Annotated in this window: 20 protein-coding genes and 3 pseudogenes; 12 read left to right on the top strand and 11 right to left on the bottom strand. The window is 66.8% G+C overall.

Annotated features, from left to right (window positions below; all coding sequences use genetic code 11):
* The 5 genes from ACIRU3_RS44095 to ACIRU3_RS44115 all read left to right on the top strand — a co-directional run bounded on the left by ACIRU3_RS44095 (window position 1) and on the right by ACIRU3_RS44115 (window position 5,237).
* On the top strand, window positions 1–279 hold the full coding sequence (locus ACIRU3_RS44095; protein WP_404069515.1) for an FmdB family zinc ribbon protein: 279 nt from the start codon (window positions 1–3) through the stop codon (window positions 277–279).
* A 197-nt stretch (window positions 280–476) separates the two neighbouring features.
* Window positions 477–1,115 (top strand): AmiS/UreI family transporter, encoded by a 639-nt coding sequence (locus ACIRU3_RS44100; RefSeq protein ID WP_404069517.1) that lies wholly within the window; start codon window positions 477–479, stop codon window positions 1,113–1,115.
* 24 nt (window positions 1,116–1,139) lie between these two features.
* Window positions 1,140–2,387, top strand: coding sequence for a formamidase (gene fmdA / locus ACIRU3_RS44105; protein WP_404069519.1), 1,248 nt, complete (start codon window positions 1,140–1,142; stop codon window positions 2,385–2,387).
* 736 nt (window positions 2,388–3,123) lie between these two features.
* A complete protein-coding gene (locus ACIRU3_RS44110; protein WP_404069521.1) occupies window positions 3,124–4,068 on the top strand; it encodes a D-2-hydroxyacid dehydrogenase family protein in 945 nt (314 codons plus the stop codon).
* Between the two features lie 389 nt (window positions 4,069–4,457).
* Window positions 4,458–5,237 (top strand): class I SAM-dependent methyltransferase, encoded by a 780-nt coding sequence (locus ACIRU3_RS44115; protein ID WP_404069523.1) that lies wholly within the window; start codon window positions 4,458–4,460, stop codon window positions 5,235–5,237.
* Between the two features lie 315 nt (window positions 5,238–5,552).
* On the opposite strand, the gene ACIRU3_RS44120 is transcribed toward ACIRU3_RS44115, so the two are convergent.
* Window positions 5,553–7,157, bottom strand: a complete 1,605-nt coding sequence (locus ACIRU3_RS44120) for a GMC family oxidoreductase (protein ID WP_404069525.1) — start codon at window positions 7,155–7,157, stop codon at window positions 5,553–5,555.
* Between the two features lie 75 nt (window positions 7,158–7,232).
* Window positions 7,233–8,669, bottom strand: a complete 1,437-nt coding sequence (locus tag ACIRU3_RS44125) for an aldehyde dehydrogenase (RefSeq protein ID WP_404069527.1) — start codon at window positions 8,667–8,669, stop codon at window positions 7,233–7,235.
* Window positions 8,670–9,106: 437 nt separating this feature from the next.
* On the opposite strand from ACIRU3_RS44125, the gene ACIRU3_RS44130 reads away from it, so the two are divergent.
* A complete protein-coding gene (locus tag ACIRU3_RS44130; RefSeq protein ID WP_404069529.1) occupies window positions 9,107–9,724 on the top strand; it encodes a TetR/AcrR family transcriptional regulator in 618 nt (205 codons plus the stop codon).
* A 261-nt stretch (window positions 9,725–9,985) separates the two neighbouring features.
* Entirely contained in the window at window positions 9,986–12,076 is a 2,091-nt protein-coding gene (gene ligA / locus ACIRU3_RS44135) for an NAD-dependent DNA ligase LigA (protein ID WP_404069531.1), read from the top strand.
* A 93-nt stretch (window positions 12,077–12,169) separates the two neighbouring features.
* Here ligA and ACIRU3_RS44140 read toward each other — a convergent pair.
* The 3 genes and pseudogenes from ACIRU3_RS44140 to ACIRU3_RS44150 all read right to left on the bottom strand — a co-directional run bounded on the left by ACIRU3_RS44140 (window position 12,170) and on the right by ACIRU3_RS44150 (window position 15,327).
* Window positions 12,170–12,933 (bottom strand): annotated as a pseudogene (locus ACIRU3_RS44140) (alpha/beta hydrolase).
* A gap of 221 nt (window positions 12,934–13,154) precedes the next feature.
* Complete coding sequence (gene lpdA / locus ACIRU3_RS44145) at window positions 13,155–14,555, bottom strand: dihydrolipoyl dehydrogenase (RefSeq protein WP_404069533.1); 1,401 nt, start codon at window positions 14,553–14,555, stop codon at window positions 13,155–13,157.
* Window positions 14,556–14,964: 409 nt separating this feature from the next.
* The gene (locus tag ACIRU3_RS44150) at window positions 14,965–15,327 is read right to left on the bottom strand and encodes a hypothetical protein (protein WP_404069535.1); all 363 of its coding nucleotides are present in this window, start codon (window positions 15,325–15,327) and stop codon (window positions 14,965–14,967) included.
* Between the two features lie 103 nt (window positions 15,328–15,430).
* On the opposite strand from ACIRU3_RS44150, the gene ACIRU3_RS44155 reads away from it, so the two are divergent.
* Together ACIRU3_RS44155 and ACIRU3_RS44160 are read left to right on the top strand one after the other, a co-directional pair.
* Window positions 15,431–15,736, top strand: coding sequence for a hypothetical protein (locus ACIRU3_RS44155; RefSeq protein WP_404069537.1), 306 nt, complete (start codon window positions 15,431–15,433; stop codon window positions 15,734–15,736).
* Window positions 15,733–16,002, top strand: coding sequence for a hypothetical protein (locus ACIRU3_RS44160; RefSeq protein ID WP_404069539.1), 270 nt, complete (start codon window positions 15,733–15,735; stop codon window positions 16,000–16,002). The genes ACIRU3_RS44155 and ACIRU3_RS44160 overlap by 4 nt, the downstream gene beginning before the upstream one ends.
* A 177-nt stretch (window positions 16,003–16,179) precedes the next feature.
* On the opposite strand, the gene ACIRU3_RS44165 is transcribed toward ACIRU3_RS44160, so the two are convergent.
* Window positions 16,180–16,620, bottom strand: a complete 441-nt coding sequence (locus ACIRU3_RS44165; RefSeq protein ID WP_404069541.1) for a MarR family winged helix-turn-helix transcriptional regulator — start codon at window positions 16,618–16,620, stop codon at window positions 16,180–16,182.
* Window positions 16,621–16,728: 108 nt separating this feature from the next.
* Between ACIRU3_RS44165 and ACIRU3_RS44170 the strand changes: the two genes are divergently transcribed.
* A complete protein-coding gene (locus ACIRU3_RS44170; RefSeq protein WP_404069543.1) occupies window positions 16,729–17,142 on the top strand; it encodes a DUF1398 family protein in 414 nt (137 codons plus the stop codon).
* A gap of 150 nt (window positions 17,143–17,292) precedes the next feature.
* Here ACIRU3_RS44170 and ACIRU3_RS44175 read toward each other — a convergent pair whose 3' ends face one another.
* From ACIRU3_RS44175 to ACIRU3_RS44185, 3 genes are all read right to left on the bottom strand, one after another.
* Window positions 17,293–17,877 carry a class F sortase gene (locus ACIRU3_RS44175; RefSeq protein ID WP_404069545.1) on the bottom strand — a complete coding sequence of 195 codons (585 nt, stop codon included), beginning with the start codon at window positions 17,875–17,877 and terminating at the stop codon, window positions 17,293–17,295.
* Window positions 17,878–18,098: 221 nt separating this feature from the next.
* Complete coding sequence (locus ACIRU3_RS44180; protein WP_404069547.1) at window positions 18,099–18,590, bottom strand: sortase; 492 nt, start codon at window positions 18,588–18,590, stop codon at window positions 18,099–18,101.
* A gap of 731 nt (window positions 18,591–19,321) precedes the next feature.
* Window positions 19,322–20,509: a winged helix DNA-binding domain-containing protein gene (locus tag ACIRU3_RS44185; RefSeq protein ID WP_404069549.1), complete on the bottom strand. Its 1,188-nt coding sequence runs from the start codon at window positions 20,507–20,509 to the stop codon at window positions 19,322–19,324.
* Between the two features lie 591 nt (window positions 20,510–21,100).
* Between ACIRU3_RS44185 and ACIRU3_RS44190 the strand changes: the two are divergent.
* Window positions 21,101–21,262, top strand: a pseudogene (locus ACIRU3_RS44190) (IS5/IS1182 family transposase); the annotation flags it as partial.
* Between the two features lie 76 nt (window positions 21,263–21,338).
* Here ACIRU3_RS44190 and ACIRU3_RS44195 read toward each other — a convergent pair.
* Window positions 21,339–21,773 (bottom strand): VOC family protein, encoded by a 435-nt coding sequence (locus ACIRU3_RS44195; protein ID WP_404069551.1) that lies wholly within the window; start codon window positions 21,771–21,773, stop codon window positions 21,339–21,341.
* Window positions 21,774–21,947: 174 nt separating this feature from the next.
* On the opposite strand from ACIRU3_RS44195, the gene ACIRU3_RS44200 reads away from it, so the two are divergent.
* On the top strand, window positions 21,948–22,124 hold the full coding sequence (locus ACIRU3_RS44200; RefSeq protein ID WP_404069553.1) for a hypothetical protein: 177 nt from the start codon (window positions 21,948–21,950) through the stop codon (window positions 22,122–22,124).
* Window positions 22,125–22,162: 38 nt separating this feature from the next.
* Here ACIRU3_RS44200 and ACIRU3_RS44205 read toward each other — a convergent pair.
* A pseudogene (locus ACIRU3_RS44205) lies at window positions 22,163–22,488 on the bottom strand (transposase); the annotation flags it as partial.
* Window positions 22,489–23,272 lie beyond the last annotated feature (784 nt).

Raw genomic sequence — 23,272 nt, forward strand, 5'->3', positions numbered from 1 at the left:
ATGGCAACCTATGAATATATATGCAGGCAGTGTGGCCCTTTCGATGTGAAGTTGGCAATCGGGACGGCACCCAGAGATTACGGCTGCCCCGTTTGCGCACGCGCTGCGCGGCGTGTCTACTCTTCGCCCAGCCTTTCACTGACCTCGAAGACGGCTTCCGCCCTGCATGAGCGGGAGGAACAGTCCCGCGAGGCCCCGGCAGTGGTCTCCGCCGTACCGCCACGCAGGCAGGTACGACAGCAGCCGCACCCCGCGCTCTCGCGGTTGCCGCGTCCCTGAGGAGTGGTGGTCGACCAATCGGAGCGTCTCATGCGGGCTTCGCCGTCGGAAGACGGATGTCGTTACCGCAGCGGTGCAGGGCATGTGGGATCACGTGACGCCGGCCGGGCGCCGGGCTCGTGCCCTCGGCGGCTCATCGGTGGCCCGGGCACGACGTGATCCCCTCCCACCCGCGCGGACTTAGGAGGTGCGTCCCCGTGGGAAATGTAGGACTGCTATTCGTCGGTGCGGTGCTCTTCATGAACGGGCTGATGCTCCTCGGGAAGGTGGATGCCCGGGCAGGAGCGGTGTTCAACCTTTTCGTGGGCGCACTGCAGGTACTGACGCCGACTTACCTCATCTTCACGGCAGACAACGACCCCAAGAAGATCCTGGCGGCGTCCGGTATCTACCTCTTCGGGTTCACCTACCTCTACGTGGGTGTTGGCTTGCTCGCCGGTCTCGACAGCACCGGTGTCGGCTATTACTCGCTGTTTGTGGCAATCGTGGCCCTGGGCTACTCGTTCGTCAGTTTCCGGCTCCTCAAGGACAATCCCTTTGGGGTCATCTGGCTGTACTGGGCATTCCTATGGTTCCTGTTCTTCCTGCTGCTCGGCCTCAAGAAGGTCGGGCTCACGACGTATACGGGCTGGGTCACGGCGATCGAAGGCTGGGTCACCGGCGTGATCCCCGCTGGGCTGGTGCTCTCCGGCTACTGGAAGCATCCCGATGAAACCGCCATCGCACTGGGGGTCTTCGGCGTGGTGGTGTTCTTGCTGCTGTGGCCGCTCACCCGGCATTCGCGCCACGCGGCCCCATCCGCCCCGGCAACCGGAAACGCGGACGCATCAACGTGACCGGATCAGAAATGAGGAGCTGTCATGCCCGAAATCCTCTTCAACGTGGACCACAGCAAGTCGATGCGTGATCAGGATGTTCCCGGACACAACAGGTGGCACCCCGACGTTCCCACTGTCGCCATGGTGCAGCCGGGAGCCGAGTTCCGCATGGAGTGCCGTGACTGGACCGACTGCCAGGTCGGCAACAACGACTCCGCCAACGACGTACGCGACATCGACTTGACCATCCCCCACATGCTGAGCGGCCCGATAGGCGTGGAGGGCGCCGAACCCGGCGACCTGCTCGTCGTCGACATCCTCGACCTCGGCCCCGTTCCCCAGCAGACCGGGGACTTCGCGGGCCAAGGCTGGGGTTACACCGGCATCTTCGCCAAGGCCAACGGCGGAGGCTTCCTGACCGACTACTTCCCGGACGCCTACAAGGCGATATGGGACTTTCACGGACAGCAGGCCGTCTCCCGCCACCTCCCCGGTATCCGCTTCACCGGAATCACCCACCCCGGACTGTTCGGAACCGCCCCGTCCGCCGAGATGCTCGCCCGCTGGAACGCCCGCGAGAAGGCACTGATCGACACCGACCCGAACAGGGTCCCCCCGCTCGCCGTACCCCCGGACGCGACCAACGCGCTCGCTGGCACGGCCACCGGAGACCTCGCACAGCGCATCGGCGAGGAAGGCGCACGCACGGTCCCGGCCCGCGAAAACGGAGGCAACCACGACATCAAGAACTTCACACGCGGATCAAGGGTCTTCTACCCCGTACACGTCAAGGACGCCAAGCTCTCCGGCGGCGACCTGCACTTCAGCCAGGGCGACGGGGAGATCACGTTCTGCGGCGCCATCGAGATGGGCGGCTTCATCGACTTCCACGTCGACCTGATCAAGGGTGGCATGGAGACGTACGGCATCTCGACCAACCCCGTATTCATACCGGGCAACGTCGAACCGCGGTACACGGAGTTCATGACCTTCATCGGGATCTCCGTCGACCACGACACGGACACGAACTACTACCTGGACGCGACGCTGGCCTACCGCCGGGCCTGCCTCAACGCTGTCGAGTACTTCAAGAAGTTCGGCTACAGCGGAGAGCAGGCATACCTGCTGCTCGGCTCCTCCCCCATAGAGGGGCGTATCAGCGGCATCGTCGACATCCCCAACGCCTGCTGCTCTCTGTACGTGCCCACCGCCATGTTCGACTTCGACGTCCGGCCCAGCGCGGCCGGTCCGATGAAAGCCGAGCGCGGCAAGTGCGCAGTGAGCTCCTGACCGGACAACGACGGCCCCGCAGCACGCGCTGCGGGGCCGTACGACGCATTTCCTGTCCGGTCCTGGGCGCTGTTCATGGCTGACCACCATGAGTTACTGCCTCAGTCATGATCGCTCACGGCAGGTGCCGCGCAGTCATGTAGGGATGTAACTGGGCCACCAAGGCGGGACATTTGCCGGGCAGACAGGGGCGGGGTAGGAGTCCACCGTGCCCAGCCATGTCACCAGGAACCACGTGAACCAGATGGTGAAGATGAGCCCTGCGGTCAGTGCTGTGCCTCGGTGCCGTCTTCCCAGAGTGCCGTGCAGGACGATCCAGGGAACGGCTGCCGCGATCCAGATGAGAGGGGCGAGGAAAAGCAGAGTCATGTTGCCGGCCGCTGCGTTGACGCCGATATCACACGCAGCCCATACCCTCGCGATGGCAGTGATGGAGACCGCCGAGGTCAGACCCCCGAAAAGCGCGCCGAGCAGAATGCCCCTGGACCAGGGTGTCGGAGGACCGGGCGGCACCGCTTCCACCATCACTTGTCTCCCATCATCGTAGAGGCGGAGGCTACCAACGCCCGAAGATCAGGACTCCGCCCGGGCCGAGCCTTTGGCCGACGTAGTCCCACAAGGTCATCTCACACGGCATCGGCGTCCCAGCGGGCACCCTTCGGCAGAAGTGCCGCTGCGGATCCGTCTCGGCGCGGGTACCAGGAACCGGACACCTGCGCAGAACAGGAGCCGTGCGATGCGTATCGCTGTACTGGACGACTATCAGAAGGCCGCCCACCGCTTCGCCGACTGGGACAGTCTCGAAGCGGAGGTCGTGTTCCTCCACGACCATCTGGGTGACATTCACGCGGTGACCGCGGCCCTGGAAGGATTCGACGTCGTGGTGGCCATGCGGGAGCGGACGCCGTTCACCGCAGAGCGCCTTGAGGCACTCTCAGCGCTTCGGCTCTTGGTGACGACCGGCATGGGCAACGCGTCCATCGACATGGAGGCTGCCCGTCGGCTCGGGATCACCGTGTGCGGTACCGGAATCCTTCCGCACGGCACGGCCGAGCTGACGTGGGGGCTCATCCTCTCGCTCACCCGGCACATCCACGAGGAGTCGGCAGGGATGCGGCAGGGGGCATGGCAGCAGACCATCGGTGGCGACCTCGCCGGGAGGACTCTCGGAATCGTCGGACTGGGCAGACTCGGCACGCGCGTCGCCTCGGTGGGCTCCGCGTTCGGAATGCGCGTCGTGGCCTGGAGCACGCATCTGGACCCGTCCTACGCCGCAGAACTGGGTGTGGAAGCGGTCGACAAGCGGGAGTTGTTCTCGGCCTCCGACGTCGTCACCGTGCACTACAAGCTCAGTGAACGCAGCACGGGTCTGATCGGAGCGGAGGAGCTGGGCTGGATGAAGTCCACGGCGCTGCTGGTGAACACCTCGCGCGGCCCGCTCGTGGACACCCCTGCCCTGGTGGAGGCCCTCCGCGAGGGCCGGATCGCGGGCGCGGCGCTGGATGTCTACGACTCCGAGCCGCTGCCGGCCGGGGACGTACTGCGCACGCTCCCCAACGCCCTGCTGACACCCCACATCGGCTATGTCACCGAGGCCACGTACGAGGTGTTCTACCGGGACGCCGTCGAGGACATCGCGGCCTTCCGGGACGGAATTCCCGTTCGGGTACTGACCTCCTGAGACGTCATGGGCTGCGGCCCGGCCTCACCGCCTGCGCCGGATCCTTGGCTTGCCACGCCTGCACCGTCGTCGTCCGGAAGGCCGGCGTGGTCGCCGGCTCCGGGCCGGGGGCGTCGGCTCCAGCTACCCTCCGGTCATGGAGCAGGACTACCCCCTCGTCCGCGATGTCTTCCCGGATCTCGCTGCAGAGCTGATCACTCTCCTGGAGAACGAAGGAGAACGTGAGCTGGCCGTCTGTGCGTGGGATCTTCGTCTGGTCGAAGAGTGCCGCAGCGGCGATGACTCTTGCCAGAGCTTCCGGACCGCAGCTCATCCGCAGGGACAGGTGGCCGGCGCCGAAGCGGTGAGGCGGGGTGGCCGACCGTCAGCAGCACGGATACGGTCACCGCATGGACCAGGATGAACAGCTGCTGCACGCCTCGTCGTTCGGCGCAGCGGCGGTCGCCTACGCCGAGCACCGTCCGGACTACGCGCAGGCTGCGGCGCACTGGGCGCTCGAGCCCTCGCCCGGCCCGCGTGTGCTCGATCTCGGCGCCGGAACCGGCAAGCTGACCGCGACGCTGGTCGCGCTGGGTGCCGAAGTCATTGCAGTGGAGCCCGACCCGGCGATGCTGACCCAACTGCGTCGCTCGCTCCCGGCTGTCCGTGCCCTGTCGGGCAGTGCAGAGGCGATACCGCTTCCGGACGCGTCCGTCGATGCCGTGCTGGCCGGCAACGCCATGCACTGGTTCGACATGGCCGTGGCGGGACCCGAGATCGCCAGGGTCCTCGCACCCCATGGCATCCTGGCCGGCCTGTGGAACCTCATGGACGACCGGGTCGAGTGGGTTTCGGGGCTCGCGCGGGTCAGCGGGAGCGCGGCCATCGGCCCGCGTGACACTCCTACCAGCTGGCGTTCCGAGATGGCCCACGCACACCTTCCGAAGACTGGTGCGGCCGCCTGGTTCGGCTCGCCTGAGCAGGCCGAGTTCCCGCACGAGCAGCGCCGCACCGCCGACTCGCTCGTCGCGACCATCGCGACGCGCGCGGGAGTGCTGATCATGCCGGGACAGGAACGAGAGGCCACGCTCGGCCGGATCCGCGCATTCCTCGCGAGCAGTCCGGAGACCGCCCGCGGCGAGTTCACTCTCCCGATGCTGACCGGCGTGCTGCGCGTCCGACGGCTGTGAAGCTTCACGTCGACAGCGGTCGATGACCCGCCGAACGCTCTCTCACGAGAATGGCGGATGCGCGAAGTGAGCCGTCAAGTTCGTGAGGCACCGGCACGTTCAGGCGGACGGTCTGCCGGAACGACGACGAACTGCCTCGGCTTGTGGCGGCGTCAACCGCCACGCAAAGGTTCAGCGTTCTCTCCCAGGCAGGCGCCGATCGAGGTGATGGGCGGCCGTCCGGATGCCTTGGCCTGCTCCACCGTCCGCTGAAGGCCCTAGATCAGATCCTTGGCCTCCAGCCACCCGCTGTGGTTCGCCACCATCACGGCGACGCTACTCCCCGATCCGCTCGGCCGCCTTTTCGGCGATCATGATCGTGGGTGCGTTGGTATTTCCACTGATGACGGTCGGCATGACCGAGGCGTCCACGACACGAAGGCGGTCGACTCCGTAGACCTCCAGGTCCGCATTGACGACGGAGTCGTCTCCGGTTCCCATGGCGCAGGTGCCCACTGGGTGATAGGCCGTGGCGCTCCACCTGCGGACGTGCTCTTCGAGAGCCGCGTCGTCCATGCCGTCCAGACGGTCCAGGTCGTCACTGGCGGGCAGGTACGACCGCGCCAGGTGTGCGGCGAACGGTGCGCAGTGGGCGATGCCCATGACCGCTCTGAGTCCGGCGACCATGACCGACACATCCGCGGGTACGTCGAAGTACCGGGGATCGATCAGCGGTGGGGCCTGCGGGTCGGCCGACGCGAGACGGACGGTGCCGCGAGTCTGTGGGTTCAGGGGGTAGCAGCTCATCGTGAACACCGGCCGGTCAGGTACTTTCTCACCACCGAGAATGAGCGCCGTGGCCCCTCCCACCAGCTGGACGTCAGGACGGCTGGTGCCGTCCGTGACGTTCAGGAAAGCACCGACCTCGCCGTAGTTGGAGGCGAAGGGCCCGTCGCCGTGGGCGCGCCACCGTTCGAGGTTGTCCGGGGTGAGCAGGTCCCGGACGATGTCGGTGGAGTTCCGGGTCTCCCACACGACGGGAGCCATCACATGGTCTTGCAGGTTCCGGCCGACCCCCGGCAGGGGGACGCGGACGTCTATCCCCACATCGTGCAGCTCGTCGGGATCGCCTATGCCCGACAGGAGCAACAGCTGGGGCGAGTTGATGGATCCGCCGCAGAGCAGGATCTCCCTGTCGGCGTGGGCCGACCGCTCCTGTCCGTCCCGGAGGTAGGTGACGGCGACCGCGCGTGATCCGTTCAGTGTGATCTTCGTTGCCATGGCGCCGGTGCGTACCGTGAGATTGGGTCGGCCAAGGGCAGGGTGCAGATAGGCGTCGGCCGCGGACCACCGTCGCCCGTGATGGCATGTCACCTGGTACAGGCCGGCGCCGGCTGGGGACGCACCCGCGAAGTCGTCGTTGTGGTCCAGTCCCCATTCCACGGCGGCGTCCAGCCAGGACCGTGAGAGTTCGTGGGTGTAGACGCGGTCCTCGACGTGCAGGGGTCCGTCCGAACCGTGGTAGGGCTCGCCGAGGCGGCGGTTCGACTCGGACTTCACGAAATACGGCAGGACGTCGTCGAATCCCCAGCCTTTCGCACCGCACTCGTCACGCCAGCCGTCGTAGTCGTACCGGTTGCCCCGGGCATAGATCATGACGTTGGTGGATGACGAGCCGCCAAGTGTCCTGCCCCGGGGCCAGGAGAAGGTGCGGCCCGGCCAGGGCTGTTCGACCGTCCGGTAGCTCCAGTCGGCATGCGAGCCGAAGAGCATTCCGAGCGCGGCTGGGATGTGGATGAGTTCGTCGGTGTCGGGGCCGCCCGCTTCGAGGAGCAGCACGCGGACGCGGTCGTCGCGGCTCAGGCGGTCCGCGAGCACACAACCGGCGCTGCCGGCCCCCACGATGATGTAGTCGAATCCTTCGGTTCCGGTGGCTGTCATGCTGGCTCCCTCGCCTGGCGAAACGGCCGTCGCCCGGAGTCCCCCGAGCCGGGGCGACGGATGCCGCCCGCCCTATCAGGGGTGGTAGATCGACTGGACCTGCTGGTATGCGTGAAGTCCCTCGGGTCCCAGTTCACTGCCGAGTCCGCTGGCCTTCCGGCCTCCGTAGGGGGAGGCGAAGTCGGGCAGATATCCGTTGAGCCCGACGGTGCCGGTCTGGAAACGGCGGGCCACCTGGGCACCGTGATCCAGGTCCGTGGTCCAGACGGTGCCGGCGAGACCGTAAACCGACTCGTTCGCCAGGCGCACTGCCTCGTCCTCGCCGTCGTAGGACGTGATCGTGAGGACCGGGCCGAAGATCTCTTCCTGCGCTATGGTCGATGAGTTCTCGACCTCGGCGAATACGGTGGGTTCGACGAACCAGCCTCGATCGAGACCGGCCGGCCGGCCTCCTCCGGCAGTGAGCCGAGCTCCCTCGTTGAGGCCGGTCTTGATGTAACCCAGCACACGTTCGCGCTGGCTCTGGCTGACGAGCGGGCCGATCTGGGTGTCGGGGTCGAGCGCGTCACCGACGACGGCGTCACGGGCCATCGTTGTACAGAACTCGACCACTTCCCGATACCTGCTGCGGGGGGCCAGGATCCTGGTAGTCGCGTAACAGGTCTGACCGTTGTTCAGCAGACTGGCCATGAAGAACTCCTCCGGGTTCGTGGCGAGGTCGGCGTCGTCGAGGACGACGGCGGCGGACTTGCCTCCCAGTTCCAAGGTCACGGGCCGCAGCAACTCGGCACATGTGGCGGCCACTTGGCGCCCCGCTCGGGTGGATCCGGTGAACGACACCTTGTCGATGCCAGGATGGGAGACCAGATACGCGCCGGTGTCGCGGCCTCCCGGAACGATGTTGATCACGCCGTCGGGGATGCCCGCTTCCTCGACCGCCTCTGCCAGCAGCACCGAGTCGAGGACCGTCTCCGGCGCCGGCTTGAGGACGAGCACGCAACCGGCCGCCAGAGCCGGGGCTATCTTGAAGAAGGCGATGGTCTGAGGGAAGTTCCAGGTCATGATGGCGGCCACGACACCTGCGGGTTCCCGGCGGACCAGGGTGGTGCCACGGGGCAGTCCGGGCCGTAGCTCCTCGGACGGCATGCTGTCGGCCAGGCCCGCGTAGTAGCGCAGCAGGGCTGACGGCACCACACCTTCGAAGAACCGGGCGACAGTGATCGGCATGCCGTTCTGCGCGCTGACGGCGTCGGACGTCGCCCCCTTCCTGGCATCGAGCGCAGCCGCGAGGCGGATCATGGCGGCCGCGCGACGTTCAGTGCCCCAGGAGGCCCAGCCGGTCGGTGCGTCGAATGCGGCACGTGCGGCCCTGACCGCCCGGTCGATGTCGCCCTGGGAGCCGTCCGGTACAGCACCGAGGCGATCGCCGGTACTCGCGGATACGACGTTGATGACGCGATCGCCAGACGTGTGCACCCAGTGTCCGCCGATGAACAGATGATTGGGATCCATGGTGAACTCTCTCCACGGCATGGCCTTGGGACCACGGCACTCCGTGGTGTTTCGATACGGGGATGACCAGCGGGCACGAGGGTGCTCAGCGCGGCACGCAGGCCGCTGCCGGTCATGACTTTCCTGGACCGTGGCCCGGCGCGTTGTACCTGCGGGTGGGCCACATCTGCGACGCCCCTTACAGCTGATACCAGCCTCGTGAGGAGCGCTTTCATGGTTCACGACTGAATAGATGCGACATTACACCCATCTGGGGTAATTCGTCACCAGATGGGTAGAATATCGACAGAAAAACCTTGATCGCCGCCCGACGAGGCAAGGCCGGACCGATGGCTCAAAACCCCACACGATGCCAGCGAGCATCGCGGTCGACGGACCGGGCCCTGGTACGCGACATCGCGCCCTGAGCAGGACGCCCCAAGGGGAGGTGGCACATCATGAGGACATATGGCGGAGCAACGGCGGAACAGCGCACATCGCTCCGCCGTCGGCGCCTGATGGAAAGCGGTCTCGAACTTTTCTCCAGCCAGGGATACGCCCGCACGTCGATCAGTGCAGTACTCCGCCACGCCGGACTGAAGGACAGGTACTTCACGGAGAGCTTCTCATCCCTCGACGATCTCATGGCTGCGCTCATCAGAGACATCTACGAGGAGCAGATCACCCGATGCACCGAGGCGATCGACACGGACCAGCCGCTGCGCGACCGGGCCCGCAACATGATCGACGTCATCGTCGGGCTTCCTCTGCAAGACCCGAGAAAGGGGCGCGTCAAACTCGCGGAATCCCTGGGTGCCGGTCCCCTCACAGCACGCGAACGACGTCTGGGTCTGCAGCGCATGAGTGGCCTCGTGGACTCCCTCCTGAGAGAAGAGCTTCACGATCTCAGGATCGACACCGCCCCGCTGTCCGTGGCCGTCGTGGGCGCGGTCAGCGAGATGCTGCTGAGCTGGTTCAACGGAGTTCTGAACATCTCGAGGGAGGAGCTGGTGAATCAGGGCCTTCTCCTCTTCGAGGCCATCACCGAGCACGCCTCGGCAACATCACGAGAATGACAGCGCAGCCACCTTCATCTTCCGAGCACATCCACGGCGCAACGGCGCCCACAGTGTCATGAGGCGGCAGCGATGCCGTCGAGTGCGGACGTGAACCTCCCCAGCGTTCAGAACGAACACCGTTGCAGTATCAAAGGCCGTCGCGCGACCGACGGCTCCGGAGCCGACTGCGCGCGGAGCAACCGCGTCCAGCCAGCTCCGGGCCGACGGTGCCCTCGGCGCCGAGGCCCGTTGTCAGTGGTGGGCGGCAAGATGTCACACATGACAACTCCTGCAGCTGTGATCGTGGATGCCGCCGCCTACGCGCAAGCGGTCGAGGACGCCGTGAGTGCGGCGGCCGACTACTACGCAGGCGGCACCTCGCCGCTGGACGACGACGCTTACGACCGGCTGGTCCGCGGGATCGCCGCGTGGGAAGCAGAGCACCCGGATCAGGTGCTGCCCGACTCCCCCAGCGGCAAGGTCGCCGGTGGCGCGGTCGAGGGCGATGTGCCGCACACGGTGTCCATGCTCAGCCTCGACAACGTGTTCTCAGCGGAGGAGTTCGCCGCCTGGACCGCGTCTTTGGCTCGCCGTATCGGCCATGAGGTCACACGGTTCAGCGTGGGGCCGAAGCTGGACGGGCTGGCGATCGCCGCCCGCTACCGCAGCGGTCGCCTCATCCAGCTGATCACCCGTGGGAACGGAGTGGCCGGAGAGGACGTGTCGCACGCGATCGGAACCATAGAAGGGCTGCCCGAGACGCTGGCCGAGCCTGTCACCGTGGAGGTACGCGGCGAAGTCCTGATGACAACCGCCCAGTTCGAGCACGCGAACGAGGTGCGCACAGCTCACGGCGGGCAGCCGTTCGCCAACCCGCGCAACGCAGCCGCAGGCACGTTGCGGGCCAGGGAACGCGCCTACACGGTCCCGATGACGTTCTTCGGCTACGGCATGCTGCCCCTGCCCGGCACCGACCCGGCCCTTGCCGAGCGGCTGAACGTGTCCGCCAATAGCGACCTGATGTATCTGGCCGCCGAGTTCGGCGTGCACACCAGCGCCGACACGGAGGTCCCGGATGTCGTCGCCGCGTCCCCCGAGCAGGTCCTGGTCCACATCCAGGAGATCGCCGCTGCGCGTGCCGCGCTGCCGTTCGGCATCGACGGCATTGTCATCAAGGCCGACCTCGCAGTCGACCAGCAGGCCGCCGGATCCGGCTCGCGGGCACCGCGGTGGGCGATCGCCTACAAGCTGCCGGCCGTGGAGAAGATCACCCGGCTGCTGGAGGTGGAGTGGAACGTCGGCCGCACCGGGATCATCGCCCCGCGCGCCGTTCTCGAACCGGTCGTGATCGACGGCTCCACCATCACCTATGCCACTCTGCACAACCCGGCTGACATCACCCGCCGAGGCCTGCTCCTGGGCGACCACGTCATGGTCCACCGCGCCGGCGACGTGATCCCGCGCATCGAGGCCCCGGTCTCCCACCTGCGCACGGGCGACGAAAAGCCCATCGCGTTCCCTCAGGAGTGCCCACGCTGCGGCTCCGTCATCGACACGAGCGAGGAGCGCTGGCGGTGCGCACAGGGCCGCAATTGTCATCTGGTCGCCTCTCTCGCCTACGCAGCGGGACGCGACCAACTCGACATCGAAGGCCTGGGCACCACCCGCATCGTCCAACTCGTCGACGCGAGCCTGGTCTCCGACCTCGCCGACCTCTTCTCCCTGAAGCGCGAGCAGCTGCTCCGCCTTGACCGGATGGGCGAAACCAGCACCGACAACCTGCTCGGCGCGATCACCAAGGCCAAGGAGCAGCCGCTGGCACGAGTACTGTGCGCGCTCGGCGTCCGTGGCACGGGCCGGTCCATGTCCCGGCGCATCGCACGCCACTTCGCCAGCATGGACAACATTCGCGCCGCCGACCCTGAAGCGATGCAGTCGGTAGACGGCATCGGTGCGGAGAAGGCCCCCTCGATCGTCGCGGAACTAGCCGAGCTCGCCCCGCTCATCGACAAGCTCGTCGCCGTCGGCGTCAACATGACCGAGCCCGGCGTCATCCCGCCCCAGGCCGCCGACTCCGATTCCGGCCCCGCCGCCATGGCCTCGACTTCGCTGAAGGACGGCCCACTGGCAGGGATGACGGTGGTCGTCACCGGTGCGATGACCGGGAACCTGGAGAAGCTCACTCGTAATGAGATGAACGAACTCATCGAACGGGCCGGCGGACGCTCGTCGTCCAGCGTCTCCAAGAAGACCACCCTCGTCGTCGCGGGTGAGGGAGCAGGTTCCAAGCGCGCCAAAGCCGAACAACTCGGCATCCGCCTCGCCACTCCGGACGAGTTCGCCACTCTGGTCGTCGGCCTCCTCACCTGAGCCAGTGGCAGCAGCAGGCGCACCGGCAGCCGCAGCCGCAGCCGCAGCCGCAGCAAAGAGCACCTGTCCATCAGCTGGATGCACAAACCCCAATCAGGCCGGTGCTGAGACAGCCTTGCCGAGGTGCCGGGCAAGGAACCGGACCGCGCGGTCGGCCTCGAACCTGGGCAGCTCCTTGCGCCTGCCTGCGTTGGCGTGCAACGTCTTTTCCTTCGAGGCGAAGGCGTCGAACAGCGTCGGACCGGATGCGCGTGGGATGTGCTCGTCGTCCCTCTGGAGCATGAACTCGATCGGGATGGTCATCCGCTTCGCCGATTCGGCCAGGGCATCGGGCCAATGGAGGCCGAAGACCGCGGCGGTGATCCTGGGTTCGATCGCCGTCAATGGCCCACCGATCGCGGTGCCCATGTTCAGGCCGAAATAGCCGACCGGCCCTTCGACGCCGATCCACGGTATTTCCTGGAGGGCGTCCAGGGTCGCCTGCCACTCCGGCACCGCGCGCTCCGCCGGGTGAGCGTTGTAGCGGACGACAATCGGGCCTTCCGGCTCGCCCGCCGCCCTCGCCTGGTACAGCGCGGCGATCTCTTGCTCGTCGTGCGCCGTCCGCTGCCGATCGCCGTGACCGGGCGCGTCGATGACGGCGACGTGGAAACCGCCGTCGATCAGCAGGCGGTGTCCACGGCCACCATTCCCGGCCACTTCTTGTGCGTGCCGCCACCATGACCCATCAGCACCAGGGGCGCGCGATCGGCGCCGGATGCGGGCGACCAGAGCCCGCCGGGGGCCTCGCCCACGGTGAAGTCGCGTTCGAGGACACCGTTCGACGATGCCTTCGCAGTGAAATGCACAGAATGCATAGGTTGTCGCCTTTCGAGAGTGCCTTGTGGTGGAGGCGCTCTCGGCGACACCTGCGTCAATCGCCCGACCGTGGCGAAGAGGGGAGCACCCACACAGATACAGCGTTCATGGGTCTCACCTCCTCGGGCGATCACGGTCATCTGCAAGCCAACGGCCCGAGCGTCATCCCGCCCAACCCTTTTTCCCACCATCTGGCCAGAACTCCGGCCAGGCGCGGCGGTCACATGTTGATCATGTGGCCGGCGAGACCGTGGACGGCCTCCTTGACCGCCTCGCTGAGTGTGGGGTGGGCGTGGACGTTCCGCGCCACTTCATGGACGGTCAGGTCCCACTGCTGCGCGAGCGTCAGCTCGGGCAACAGCTCGGTCACTTCCGCGCCGATGAGGTGCGCGCCCAGCAGTTCGCCGTGGGTCCCATCGCTGATGAGTTTCACAAAGCCTGCCGGTTCGGCGAGGCCCAGAGCCTTTCCGTTGGCGGTGAAGGGGAACTTCACCACCCGCACGTCGAATCCACGCTCACGCGCCTGCGCCTCCGTCCAGCCGAAACTGGCGATCTGGGGCTGGCAGAACGTGGCACGCGGGATCATCACGTAGTCGAGTTCCATCGTCTCCGCCCCTGCGATGGTCTCTGCGGCCACGATGCCCATCGACTCGGCGGCGTGGGCCAGCATCAGCTTGGCCGTGACATCGCCGATCGCGAAGATGTGGGGGACGTTGGTGCGCAGCCGGCCGTCCACGCCGATGGCACCGCGCTCGGTGAGTTGCACCCCCGTGTTCTCCAGGCCGTAACCGGTCACATTGGGCTGGAAGCCGATGGCCTGCAGTACTTTGTCGGCCTCCAGGACCTGCCGCTGCCCGTCCCGGGACACGGTCACCCTGGCCTTGCCGTCTTCCTCGGAGATGGTCTCCACCCGGGTGGAGGTGAGCACGTCGATGCCGAGCCGCCGGTAGCGGCGGGCCAGTTCGGCCGAAATCTCCTCGTCCTCCAGCGGCGCGGGCCGGTCCAGGAACTCCACGATGGTGACTTTGACACCGTAGTTGTGGAGCACGTAGGCGAACTCGACACCGATCGCCCCGGCGCCCGCGATCACGATGCTGCCCGGCAGCTCCTCGGCGAGGATCTGCTCTTCGTAGGTCACCACGCGCTCGCTCAGCCGGGTGCCGGGCAACAGCTTCGTACTGGCTCCCGTGGCGATGATGCAGTGGTCGAAGGTCACCGCCTCGATGCCGCCGTCGGTACGCGTCACCCGCAGGGTGTGGTCATCGGTGAAGTGACCGCGCCCGTCGAACTGCGTGATCTTGTTCTTCTTCATCAGATAGTGGACGCCCTTGACCCGCCCATCGGCGACCCGCCGGCTGCGTCGGTACGCCTCGGCATAGTTGAAGCGCACCTGGCCCTCGATCTCGATGCCGAAGGTCTTGGCCTCCTGGGTGAAGATGTGCGCCAGCTCGGCATTCCGCAAGAGTGCCTTGGAGGGGATGCAGCCCACATTCAGGCACACGCCGCCCCAGTAGCGCTCCTCGACGACCGCCACGCGCAGTCCCAGCTGGGCCGATCGGACGGCGGCCGTGTACCCGCCCGGGCCGGCGCCCAGGACGACGACGTCGAAGTGTGTGTCCATGCTCAATCGACCTTCCGCTTCGGGGCTGCCGGCCGCACCTCTGTGAGCGCGCCGGACTGGGCTCTGTCTGTCCGGATATCCGCAAGGTCGCTCCTCGACGTCGGAGTGCTCGCCAGGGCGGTGACTCGCCGGTCGTCGTCGGCGCGGATGCCACGGTGGCGCTGCAGGGGGATCAGGCGTACTTCGGTTTCGCTGCGAGTGCAGCGGATCCCATAACGGTCGGTGACGCGGCTGCCTGCGTCGATGTGCGGTTTGGTGTCTGTGGCGCAAGTCGTAGGAGGCACGGGGCAGTTCCTGGTTTCGTGCGGAGTGTGCCGCCATGTGTCGGGGACGAGCCCCGCCCCCCACCGGAGCGGCTTGCGAGTGGGTGACTGCCTGGCTGCGGCCGGTCGGCGTGCCGTGTGCGGCATCAGGCGACGGCGTTGCCGGGGAAGAGCCGTTCGGCCGACAGAGCCAGCATCGCGGGGTTGATCCGGAACAGATGCCGCAGCGTCATCAAGTCGGCGAACTCCTTGGCGTGGCGCGCGACCTGGCTGATCTCTTCGGCGTCCTTGAGGTACTGGCGGGTCTCGTCCAGTTGGCGGGGGCCGTCGTCGCTGCCGGGCGCCTTGTGGCCGGCGATGACGGCCTTCGGGTCGAGCGCGGCGATCTTGTCGATGACGGCGACCCAGCCGCGGCGGCGTTCGGCGTCTCCTTCGGCGAGGTACAGGTGAACGCCGTTGGCGAACCCGAACCACTGGTCGCCATGGCCGTGGGTGGCGTACATGGCCATCAGATTCTTCCCCGACGCGACCACCCGGTCGGCCACCTCGCGAGCCCTGTCCGTGGTGTGCGGGGCATCGGCCCGGCCTTGGCGGACTCGGCGGCGCCGACCTGTGATCAGCACCCGGCACCCGGCTGCCCTCACCGACCCCGGCGGTGTCGACCAGGGCCTGCTGGGCGGTCAGCCCGAGCGTCGGGAGCGGGATGGCCGGGATGTGGTCGAGGCACTCCGGCTTGGGCACGAAGACGCGAGCCGGGCCGGCGGCGTGCTGGGGGTGGGCGTCGGCACCGCCGAGTCCGTCCTGGCTGGAGGCACGCATGCCGTCGTTGACCATGACCTTCATGCCATCCACCTTCCGCCGCCGAGCACCACCCCGCCAATGGCGGAAAAGTTATTGACCGATGGAAATGCGCCATGACGCGTGTGCAGCGGCACGAGGTCACTGCCCTCGCGCCGCACGGGATCCACCCCTTCGAGCCGGGCATCCCCGCACGCATCCTGGGCGCCGCCGACGACCGGCACGGGGTCGTCGACCACTCGACGGACGGCCGTCCGGTCGAGACCAACGCCGGAATCTCACTCACCCCGCAGCAGGGCCCCGACGTCCTTGATTCGGCCGACACGGTGATCCCCGCCCGTCCGACGCCGCACGGCTCACCCCGGAACCGCCCTGCGAGGTCATAGCCTCCCTCACCCGCCCGGCAGATCGACGCAGCAGTCGCGAAGCCGATCTCGGCAGCGATCCGGCCGACCGTCATGGTGCTGGTTCCCGGCTCATGCGGGCCAGGGCGGACACCGTCGGTGCCGTCGCACTTGGTGCTCCAGGTGAGGTGGGAGGACTCCCGGATTCGGGCCGTGGGCTCAACGAGTGTCCGAAGCAGAGTGGTGCAGTGCGTCGATCACTCGGCGCAGCAGGGCGCGGGCGGCGGCGATCTCGCTAGGGGGGATGTCGGTGCTCAGCGTGCGGTGGGCCTCGGTTGCCCGGGCTGTGATCCTGTCCAGAGTGCGGTGGCCCAGAGGTGTGAGCGTCAGGAGCGGCGAGCTGCGGTGATCTGGGTTGGGCTGGAAGGCGGCCAGCTCCTCCGCCACGAGCTCGTTGGCGACGCGCTGGACGCCCTGGCGGGCGATGCCCAGGCGGCGGGCCGCCTGAGCCACGGTCCGCGGGCTGTCGGAGACGACGCTGAGCAGCTGCCACCGGGCCTGTGTCTGGCCCTCGGTCGCCGCGATCGCCTCCCCTGACCTGCGGAGCAGCCCGGCCACCTCATATACGTCCGCCACCAGCAGACCCATGTCGTCGGCCATTCCGCACCCTCCAATTGACAACATAATGTCAGTAAGTAAATCTGTTGTCAGTATACATCGAGGGAATCAACCCTTGGCACCATCGCTTCCCCCCTCCCGGAGGACACCATGAACGCCGCGATCACCAACCTGCAGGCCGCCCTCGATCGTGCGGCCGCCATCCGTCCGAAGGTCGGTGGTTTCCCCTACCTCGCGGAGTCACTCCGCCAGGCAGGAGTTTCCCGCTGCCGCATGACCGTGCCCTCCAACGCGATGCTGTACCTCACCGAGGCGGGGTCCGTCGTCGTCCAGGGTGAGCCGCTCGTCACCGGCATGACCGGCGTCGTACCGTTCGACCGCGCGGCGCTCGTCACGGCCCTCCGCGCGGATCAGGCGGGCGAGACCGAGTTCCCCGAATTCGTCCAGGGCTGCTGGAATGCCGGCGTGGTCTGGTACGACGTCGACCTGACCGCACGCACCTGCACCTACTACGGCAGCGACGGTGACAACTACACCGAACGCTATGCGGCAGTCGACATCTGAAAGATGCGCGCACCGCCGCAGACGTCCTCTTGCACACTCATGCCTGACGGCGGTCCGGGGCTCCACCCGCGCCACGGCCCTTACCAGTGGGGCGAGCTGCCGCAGCGTCAGGTTCTGTCCAAAGTGTCCGCGTCCAGCGGTCAGCGCCCGCTAGGCCGGTCGGGTCACCGCGGTCAGCGTCGCGTAGACCACGACGTTGCTCAGGTAGCCACTGCGCTTGGTGTAGCTGCCCCCGCAGGTGATCAACCGCAGTTCGGGCCGGCCCGAACTGCCGTACACCTTCTTGCTGGGGAACTTCTTCTTGTCGTAGAGCTCGACGGCGCGGACGGTGAAAACCGCTGTCCGCCGGTCCGCCCGGCCGATCTCGATGGTGGCGCCGTCGGTCAGGGCGCCGAGGTCGTAGAAGACACCGGGGCCGCCGGTGGGTGTGTCCACATGCCCGGTGGCGATGGCGGTTCCTGCCGAGCCGGGAGCCGTGCCGACGCCGTACCAGCCGGCCACGCCGGGTTTGCCACGTGGTGGAGTCCGTAGCGCTCCTGCCGCATCGAGGCCCACTCGTGCCATCGGGGCGTTCACGCCGATGGCGGCGATCCGGAGCCGGACCGGTTCCGCGGGCGGCAGCGGACGGACCGTCGAGCGGGTGTCTGCAGAGGTTGAGAAGGCCTGGGCCGCCGATGGGCGCGGTGGCTCCTCGTCGTGCAAACCGCTGATCAGCAGCACCACACCTGCCGTCATTGCGCAGGCCAGAAGGAGTAGTGCAGGGATGAACGGATCTCGGGAAGCGCTGGTGTGATGCCTGGGTGCCATCGCGGATCAGCCTTTGCTTCACGACGGATGTGGTGTAGCGGGTGGTGAAGGCCTCGCGGTGGGCGGGCCTCGCGGTGGGCGGATCCCTTCCGTGGCGGAGGCCGGGATCAGGCCGAGGTGGACAGGGCCGAACCAGCAGAGTCGGACAGTCAGGTTCGGTCGACGTTCGGGCGGCGGTACATCCAGACCACGCCCCCGGCGGCCGCCATGACGAGCAGCCCACCGCCCAGGGCGAGCCCCGTACCTGTGTCCTCGGCCGGTCCGAAACCGGCGCTGACCGAGCCGCTCGGAGGGCGGCCGGTGACCTGGTACGTCTCCGTGACCTGGGTCAGTGGCGGACACTTCAGGGTGACGGTGTCGCTGCCCGGCCTGGTTCCCTCCGGGATCTGGAACTGGCCGGTGAGTACCCCCTCCTGGTCGCCTTCGAAGAGGTGGAACTCTCCTCCCACCTCAGACCAGCCCTTGCCGTAGTCCGCGTCAGGGTCGCAGGCCCTCGTACTCACCGTGACCGTGGAACCCGGATAGGCATTCCACGGGTCGATACGGACACCTGAGTCGTCAGTGGCGGAAGCAGCCGGGATCTGCAGTCCGAGAGCACCGAGAGCCAGACCGATACCTGCACCCATGTGTGTGTAACGCATGCGAATCCTCCAACGGAACAGTGTCCGGCCTGTCTGCGCGGCGCCTCTCCTGTGTTCCGCTCACGAGACAACCGACAGTCCGTCAGTTCCGCAACCTGACGGATCGCCAAATGTGTCACCCAGTCAGGTGTCGCGGCGTTCCCTGCTCATCGCTTACGCAGGTCACAGACACGTAGATCATCAATACCAATCACCCGCCGCCCCATCCCCACAACGGGGATATTCGACCGAGCGGTCTTGCACAGCAGGGTCTGCCTCTGGCAGCCGCGCCGGGTGGCACGCCTCCCTGCGGGCCGAGCGTTGTGCAGGCCACGCGTATCGACATCACCCCCACTGACGCGTACGCAGACCAGGGCCCGGACCGTACCCGGCCTTCGGAACCCTCCTGCGGCCGTGTCGATGCGCCGGCCGCCGCTTGATGACGCGGCGTCGGGAGCAGCCCACACGCCGCTTGTTCAGCATCGCTCACGCCCTCGCTCGCGGCGCTCCCGGTGCAGCACCCGTCCCCGGTCGGTGCGCGCCCGGCGCGCCTGCCCGGCCAACCCTCCCGTATCCCGGTGGGACACCCCGGGAGGACGTTCACGATCCCTGAGAGGACGGATCGGCAGCAGCACCACCACTTACGAAGCGGCGGTCACACTCCCATCGCTCCTTCTTCGGGCAAGATCCGTTTGAAGACTGATCCCAGTTCGATTCTTGGGTTCTTCCCTCGCCGTGAAGGGCTGTTGGGGTCATGGTGCGGAATGGTCGAACTCGACTTGCACCGTTGACGCGCCGCGCAGCTCCGCAACATGCGCGGCCTCGTCACACAGTTGTTTGCGGAGCTTGGTGCTCAGTTGCTGAAATGTCTGCACCGACAGTGCGAGTTTGCGACCGCTCTTGCGTGGCCGCCAGATTCCAGCGATTCCGCCATCGGCCAGTACCGCGCCGGGCGCGCCGACCGTCTTCCATACGTGCCGGTGATGTTTCTTCTCGACGATGGTGTCCCGGTCACGTAGTTGGGTGTAGGCGTCGCTTGGTGGCAGTAGCCGCACCCCGCGCGTTTCGGTCGGCGACCGCAGGGTGTTCAGATCGTCGGTGAGGATCCACGCCCGTCTGCCGTTGAATTCGACCGGGACGACTTCGTCCTCCAAGGTGGTCCACCACGGCTCTACGTCGCCGGCGAAGACACCGAGCCAGGAGGCGAAATCCTTGCGGGTGGACGGGCCGTAGCAGTGCAGGTAGCGACGCAGCAGTGTGGCGCGGGCTTTGTCGGCATCGACCTGCGGCAGCGGTCGACCCAGCCATTCCGTCAGCAGGACGAACGGTGCCTTGTTCTCACTGCGTGGCGCGAAGCAGACGATGCCGCGAAGCGTCAGCATCCGGATGCAGAAGTGCACGACCCCCTCACCAAGCGGAACATTCGCACCGTAAGGACCCTCCGCCCGCCAGGTCTTACGTTGGGCAGAAGACAGCCTGTTTGCAATGCGTTCTGCCAATTCTTGACCGAGTTCGTTGATCCCCAACGCCCGCGCAGACAGCACGGCCCCGATCTCCTCGGCGATGAGGTCGACCGCCTCGTCCAAGCCCATCCCAAGTCTGCTCAACGCCTGCTCGACGCCGACGATCAGATGGAGTCGCGCCACCTCAGTGGTCGGCTGGACACCGGTGGTGAAGACCGATGCGTCGACGGTCGGGAAGAAGAACGGCGACCCGCGCATACACCAGGTCTGCAGCAGACTCTTCTCCTCACCGACAAGATAGTCGATACGGTCCCGCGTCACGTTCTCGACACGGGCATGCAGGGCGAGCAGCGCCGAACCCGGTGGACTGTTCTGGATGCCGCACGCCCCCGCCACCTCGTGCAGATCATCGGCCGGTTGCCGCATCGCGAGATGGTGCGCGCGCAGTCGATACGCGATGACGTCGCTGGTCTGCACCTTGGCGGCGGTGCCACCAGTGCTCTTGCGAGGTGTCAGGATCCACCCCCCGTATTGCCTAGTGGCACTCGATCGGCGTCGCCCACGAGACGCCACTTCAGCGTCCCGTGTCATCGGTTTGACAAGGCCCGATCTTAGGCGGGTTCGGCGGTGTTCGATGCGCGGTGGAGATCGCGGAGTGTCGCGATCTCGTCGCCGTTGGCGGATGGCTCCCTGGAGATGGGCAGCACCAGTGTCACCCGTGTGAATTCGTGCCCACGGCTCCTCCCCTCCCCCGTCATTCGAGGCGAACAGGGCCTGAGGCGCGTCGGCATGACGGTTGGTTACGGATTCTCCCGGGCGCGCCCTGACGGAGCCTCTCGGCTCAACTCACGCCACCGAACTCGGCGCCGAGATCCGGCACGGCGGCGGACTTACGGCAGCTCGTGGCAACTGCTTTCGGATGAGCTTGAGTTCGACTCCGGACAAACCTGTTGGCGAGTCCTCGCGGCCCCGCTGGAGCGGCGAATGACGGGGCCGGGAAACCGATAGCAAGCACCACCGGGCCAATGGTCTTGCGACGCGGCACACCACTCAATTTCATCAACGACATCCACCCGAACGGTCCGGGCCCGCGTCAAGCATGTCTTCGCACGGATGAAGGCATGGATGAAGGCATGGAAGATCCTTCGTGACTGCCGTCTGAAAGGCGCCGGCGTTCACACCGCCATGCTTGGCATCGCCCGGATGCACAACCTCACCCTCATGGGGTAGGTAACTCCCTCCCCCCATGCGAGACCGAGAGAGGCCCAAGGAAGGCGACTCCCCACCTCCCCGGCTCGGAGAGTGCTCAGTCGATACAGAACTCGTTGCCCTCGATGTCCAGCATCGGGATGCACGACTCGTTTTCCTCATCGGCATACAGTGTTCGCACGTGGGTTGCACCGAGCGCCACCAATCGTGCGCACTCGGCTTCGAGCGTGGCGAGGCGCTCGTCCCCCACGAGCCCGGTGCCGACCCGAACGTCGAGGTGCACCCGGTTCTTGACGATCTTGCCTTCGGGGACGCGCTGGAAGTACAGGCGCGGTCCCACGCCTGAGGGATCACTGCAGGCGAACCATGATCCTTGCTGCTCAGGAGGCAGGGTGCGGTTGAAATCGTCCCAGGTGGTGAACCCTTCCGGTGGCGGCGGTGTGACGTACCCCAACACTTCACACCAGAAGCGAGCGAGGCGCTCAGGTTCTGCGCAGTCAAAGGTGACTTGGAACTTCTTGATCGCTGACATCAGCGCACCGTACCGCGTACCAGGGGGACCCTGCCGCTCATTTCCCCAGGCGGATCCGCCCGTCCTCCCTCGCATCCTGGGCCGCCTTGGACACCAAGTGATCAAACCGGACAGTCCACGAGAACGACGCGACCGTGGCGGCGGAGCGCCCGTGGATATGCGGAGGACCGTGGCATGGTGGACACGGTCTCCGTCGATGGCGATGCAAGATCGGAGGAACGCGGACTGCTGGTACGGGCCCAGCGAGCCGGCGACATCCTCCTGACGAGGGCCTTCTTCGTCGCCGACTTCCAGGATTGGGCCTGCACAGTGCACGACTGTGTTCCGGTCAATGAGTGGAACATTCGGTGATGCCGAACCAGTGACACTGGCTCCGCTGGTTGTCCGGCGAGTCTGCGGTAGTTGATCAAGCTTGCTGAGATGGCAGCGAACGCAAGGAAGTGTTCTGCCTTGCGCTCGTAGCGTCGGTGCAGGCGGCGGCATTCGGCGAGCCAGGACACGGTCCTTTCGACAGCCCAGCGATGCCGGCCCAGCCGCTCACAGGACTGGATGCCCTTACGAGCGATGCGATGACGGATTCCGCGTGTGTGCAGCCATCGGCGCAGGTGGTCGTAGTCATAGCCTTTGTCGCCGTGCATCTGAGCCGGGCGCCGACGCCGGGGCCACTCCGCCTACGAATGGGCGGGATACCGCGCATGAGGGGCTGCAGGCCGCGGTCAGCGTCTCGTGATCACCAGCTCGGCGCCGGCCACCACCCTGAGGGCGCTCGACCTCCATGAGCGGGACCACCCGTCGGAACAGCATCCATAGCTCGTCCGGCACCAACCGCTCAACCAAGTCCGCCATGTGCCATTCAACGGTTCATCAGCACCAAGGGAAACGGTGCCTCAGGAGGCAGGCCCCAATCCGCCTGCCTCACCCAATCGGTCCCGCTCGGCGCGAACTTGACCGTAAGGGCGTGCATGGTGATCGCATGAACACTGCACACGTGAACTCCCGCAAACACCCCAAGCACTCGACGAAGGTTGGTTCCCGAATCTCACGAATAGTCATGCTGACCGCCGCTCTGGGCATTGCTTGCGCGGCAGGGTCGACGACCGCCGTGGCCGCGACGCCCGCCCCGCACTTCTCCACAAAGGCCACGGATGCCCGGTCGATCCCGGCTCACGCTCACGGAAGCTTCGGTGTCAAGAGCAATCTTGGCGGCGACGGGGACGGTGCCGACTGTGACGGCCTCATCGTTCTCTTTTGCAACTGACGGATAACGGGCTGCCCTTCCTGCCCACCGACCCGTCGAGGTGACAGCGAACAACCCGATCCGCCATCAGATATACCGGCGGACGATGATCACCAACCCACAGGGTGGTGGGGGGGGGGGGGGCGGGCCCCCCGCCCGCCCCCCCCCCCCCCCCGCCCCCCCCCCCCCCCCCCCCCCCCCCCCCAACCCCCCCCCCAAACCCACACAACAAAAACCCCCCCGGGGCAAAGGGGGGCCGCGG

The sequence above is a fragment of the Streptomyces sp. NPDC101151 genome (genome assembly GCF_044768335.1).
Lineage (GTDB): Bacteria > Actinomycetota > Actinomycetes > Streptomycetales > Streptomycetaceae > Streptomyces.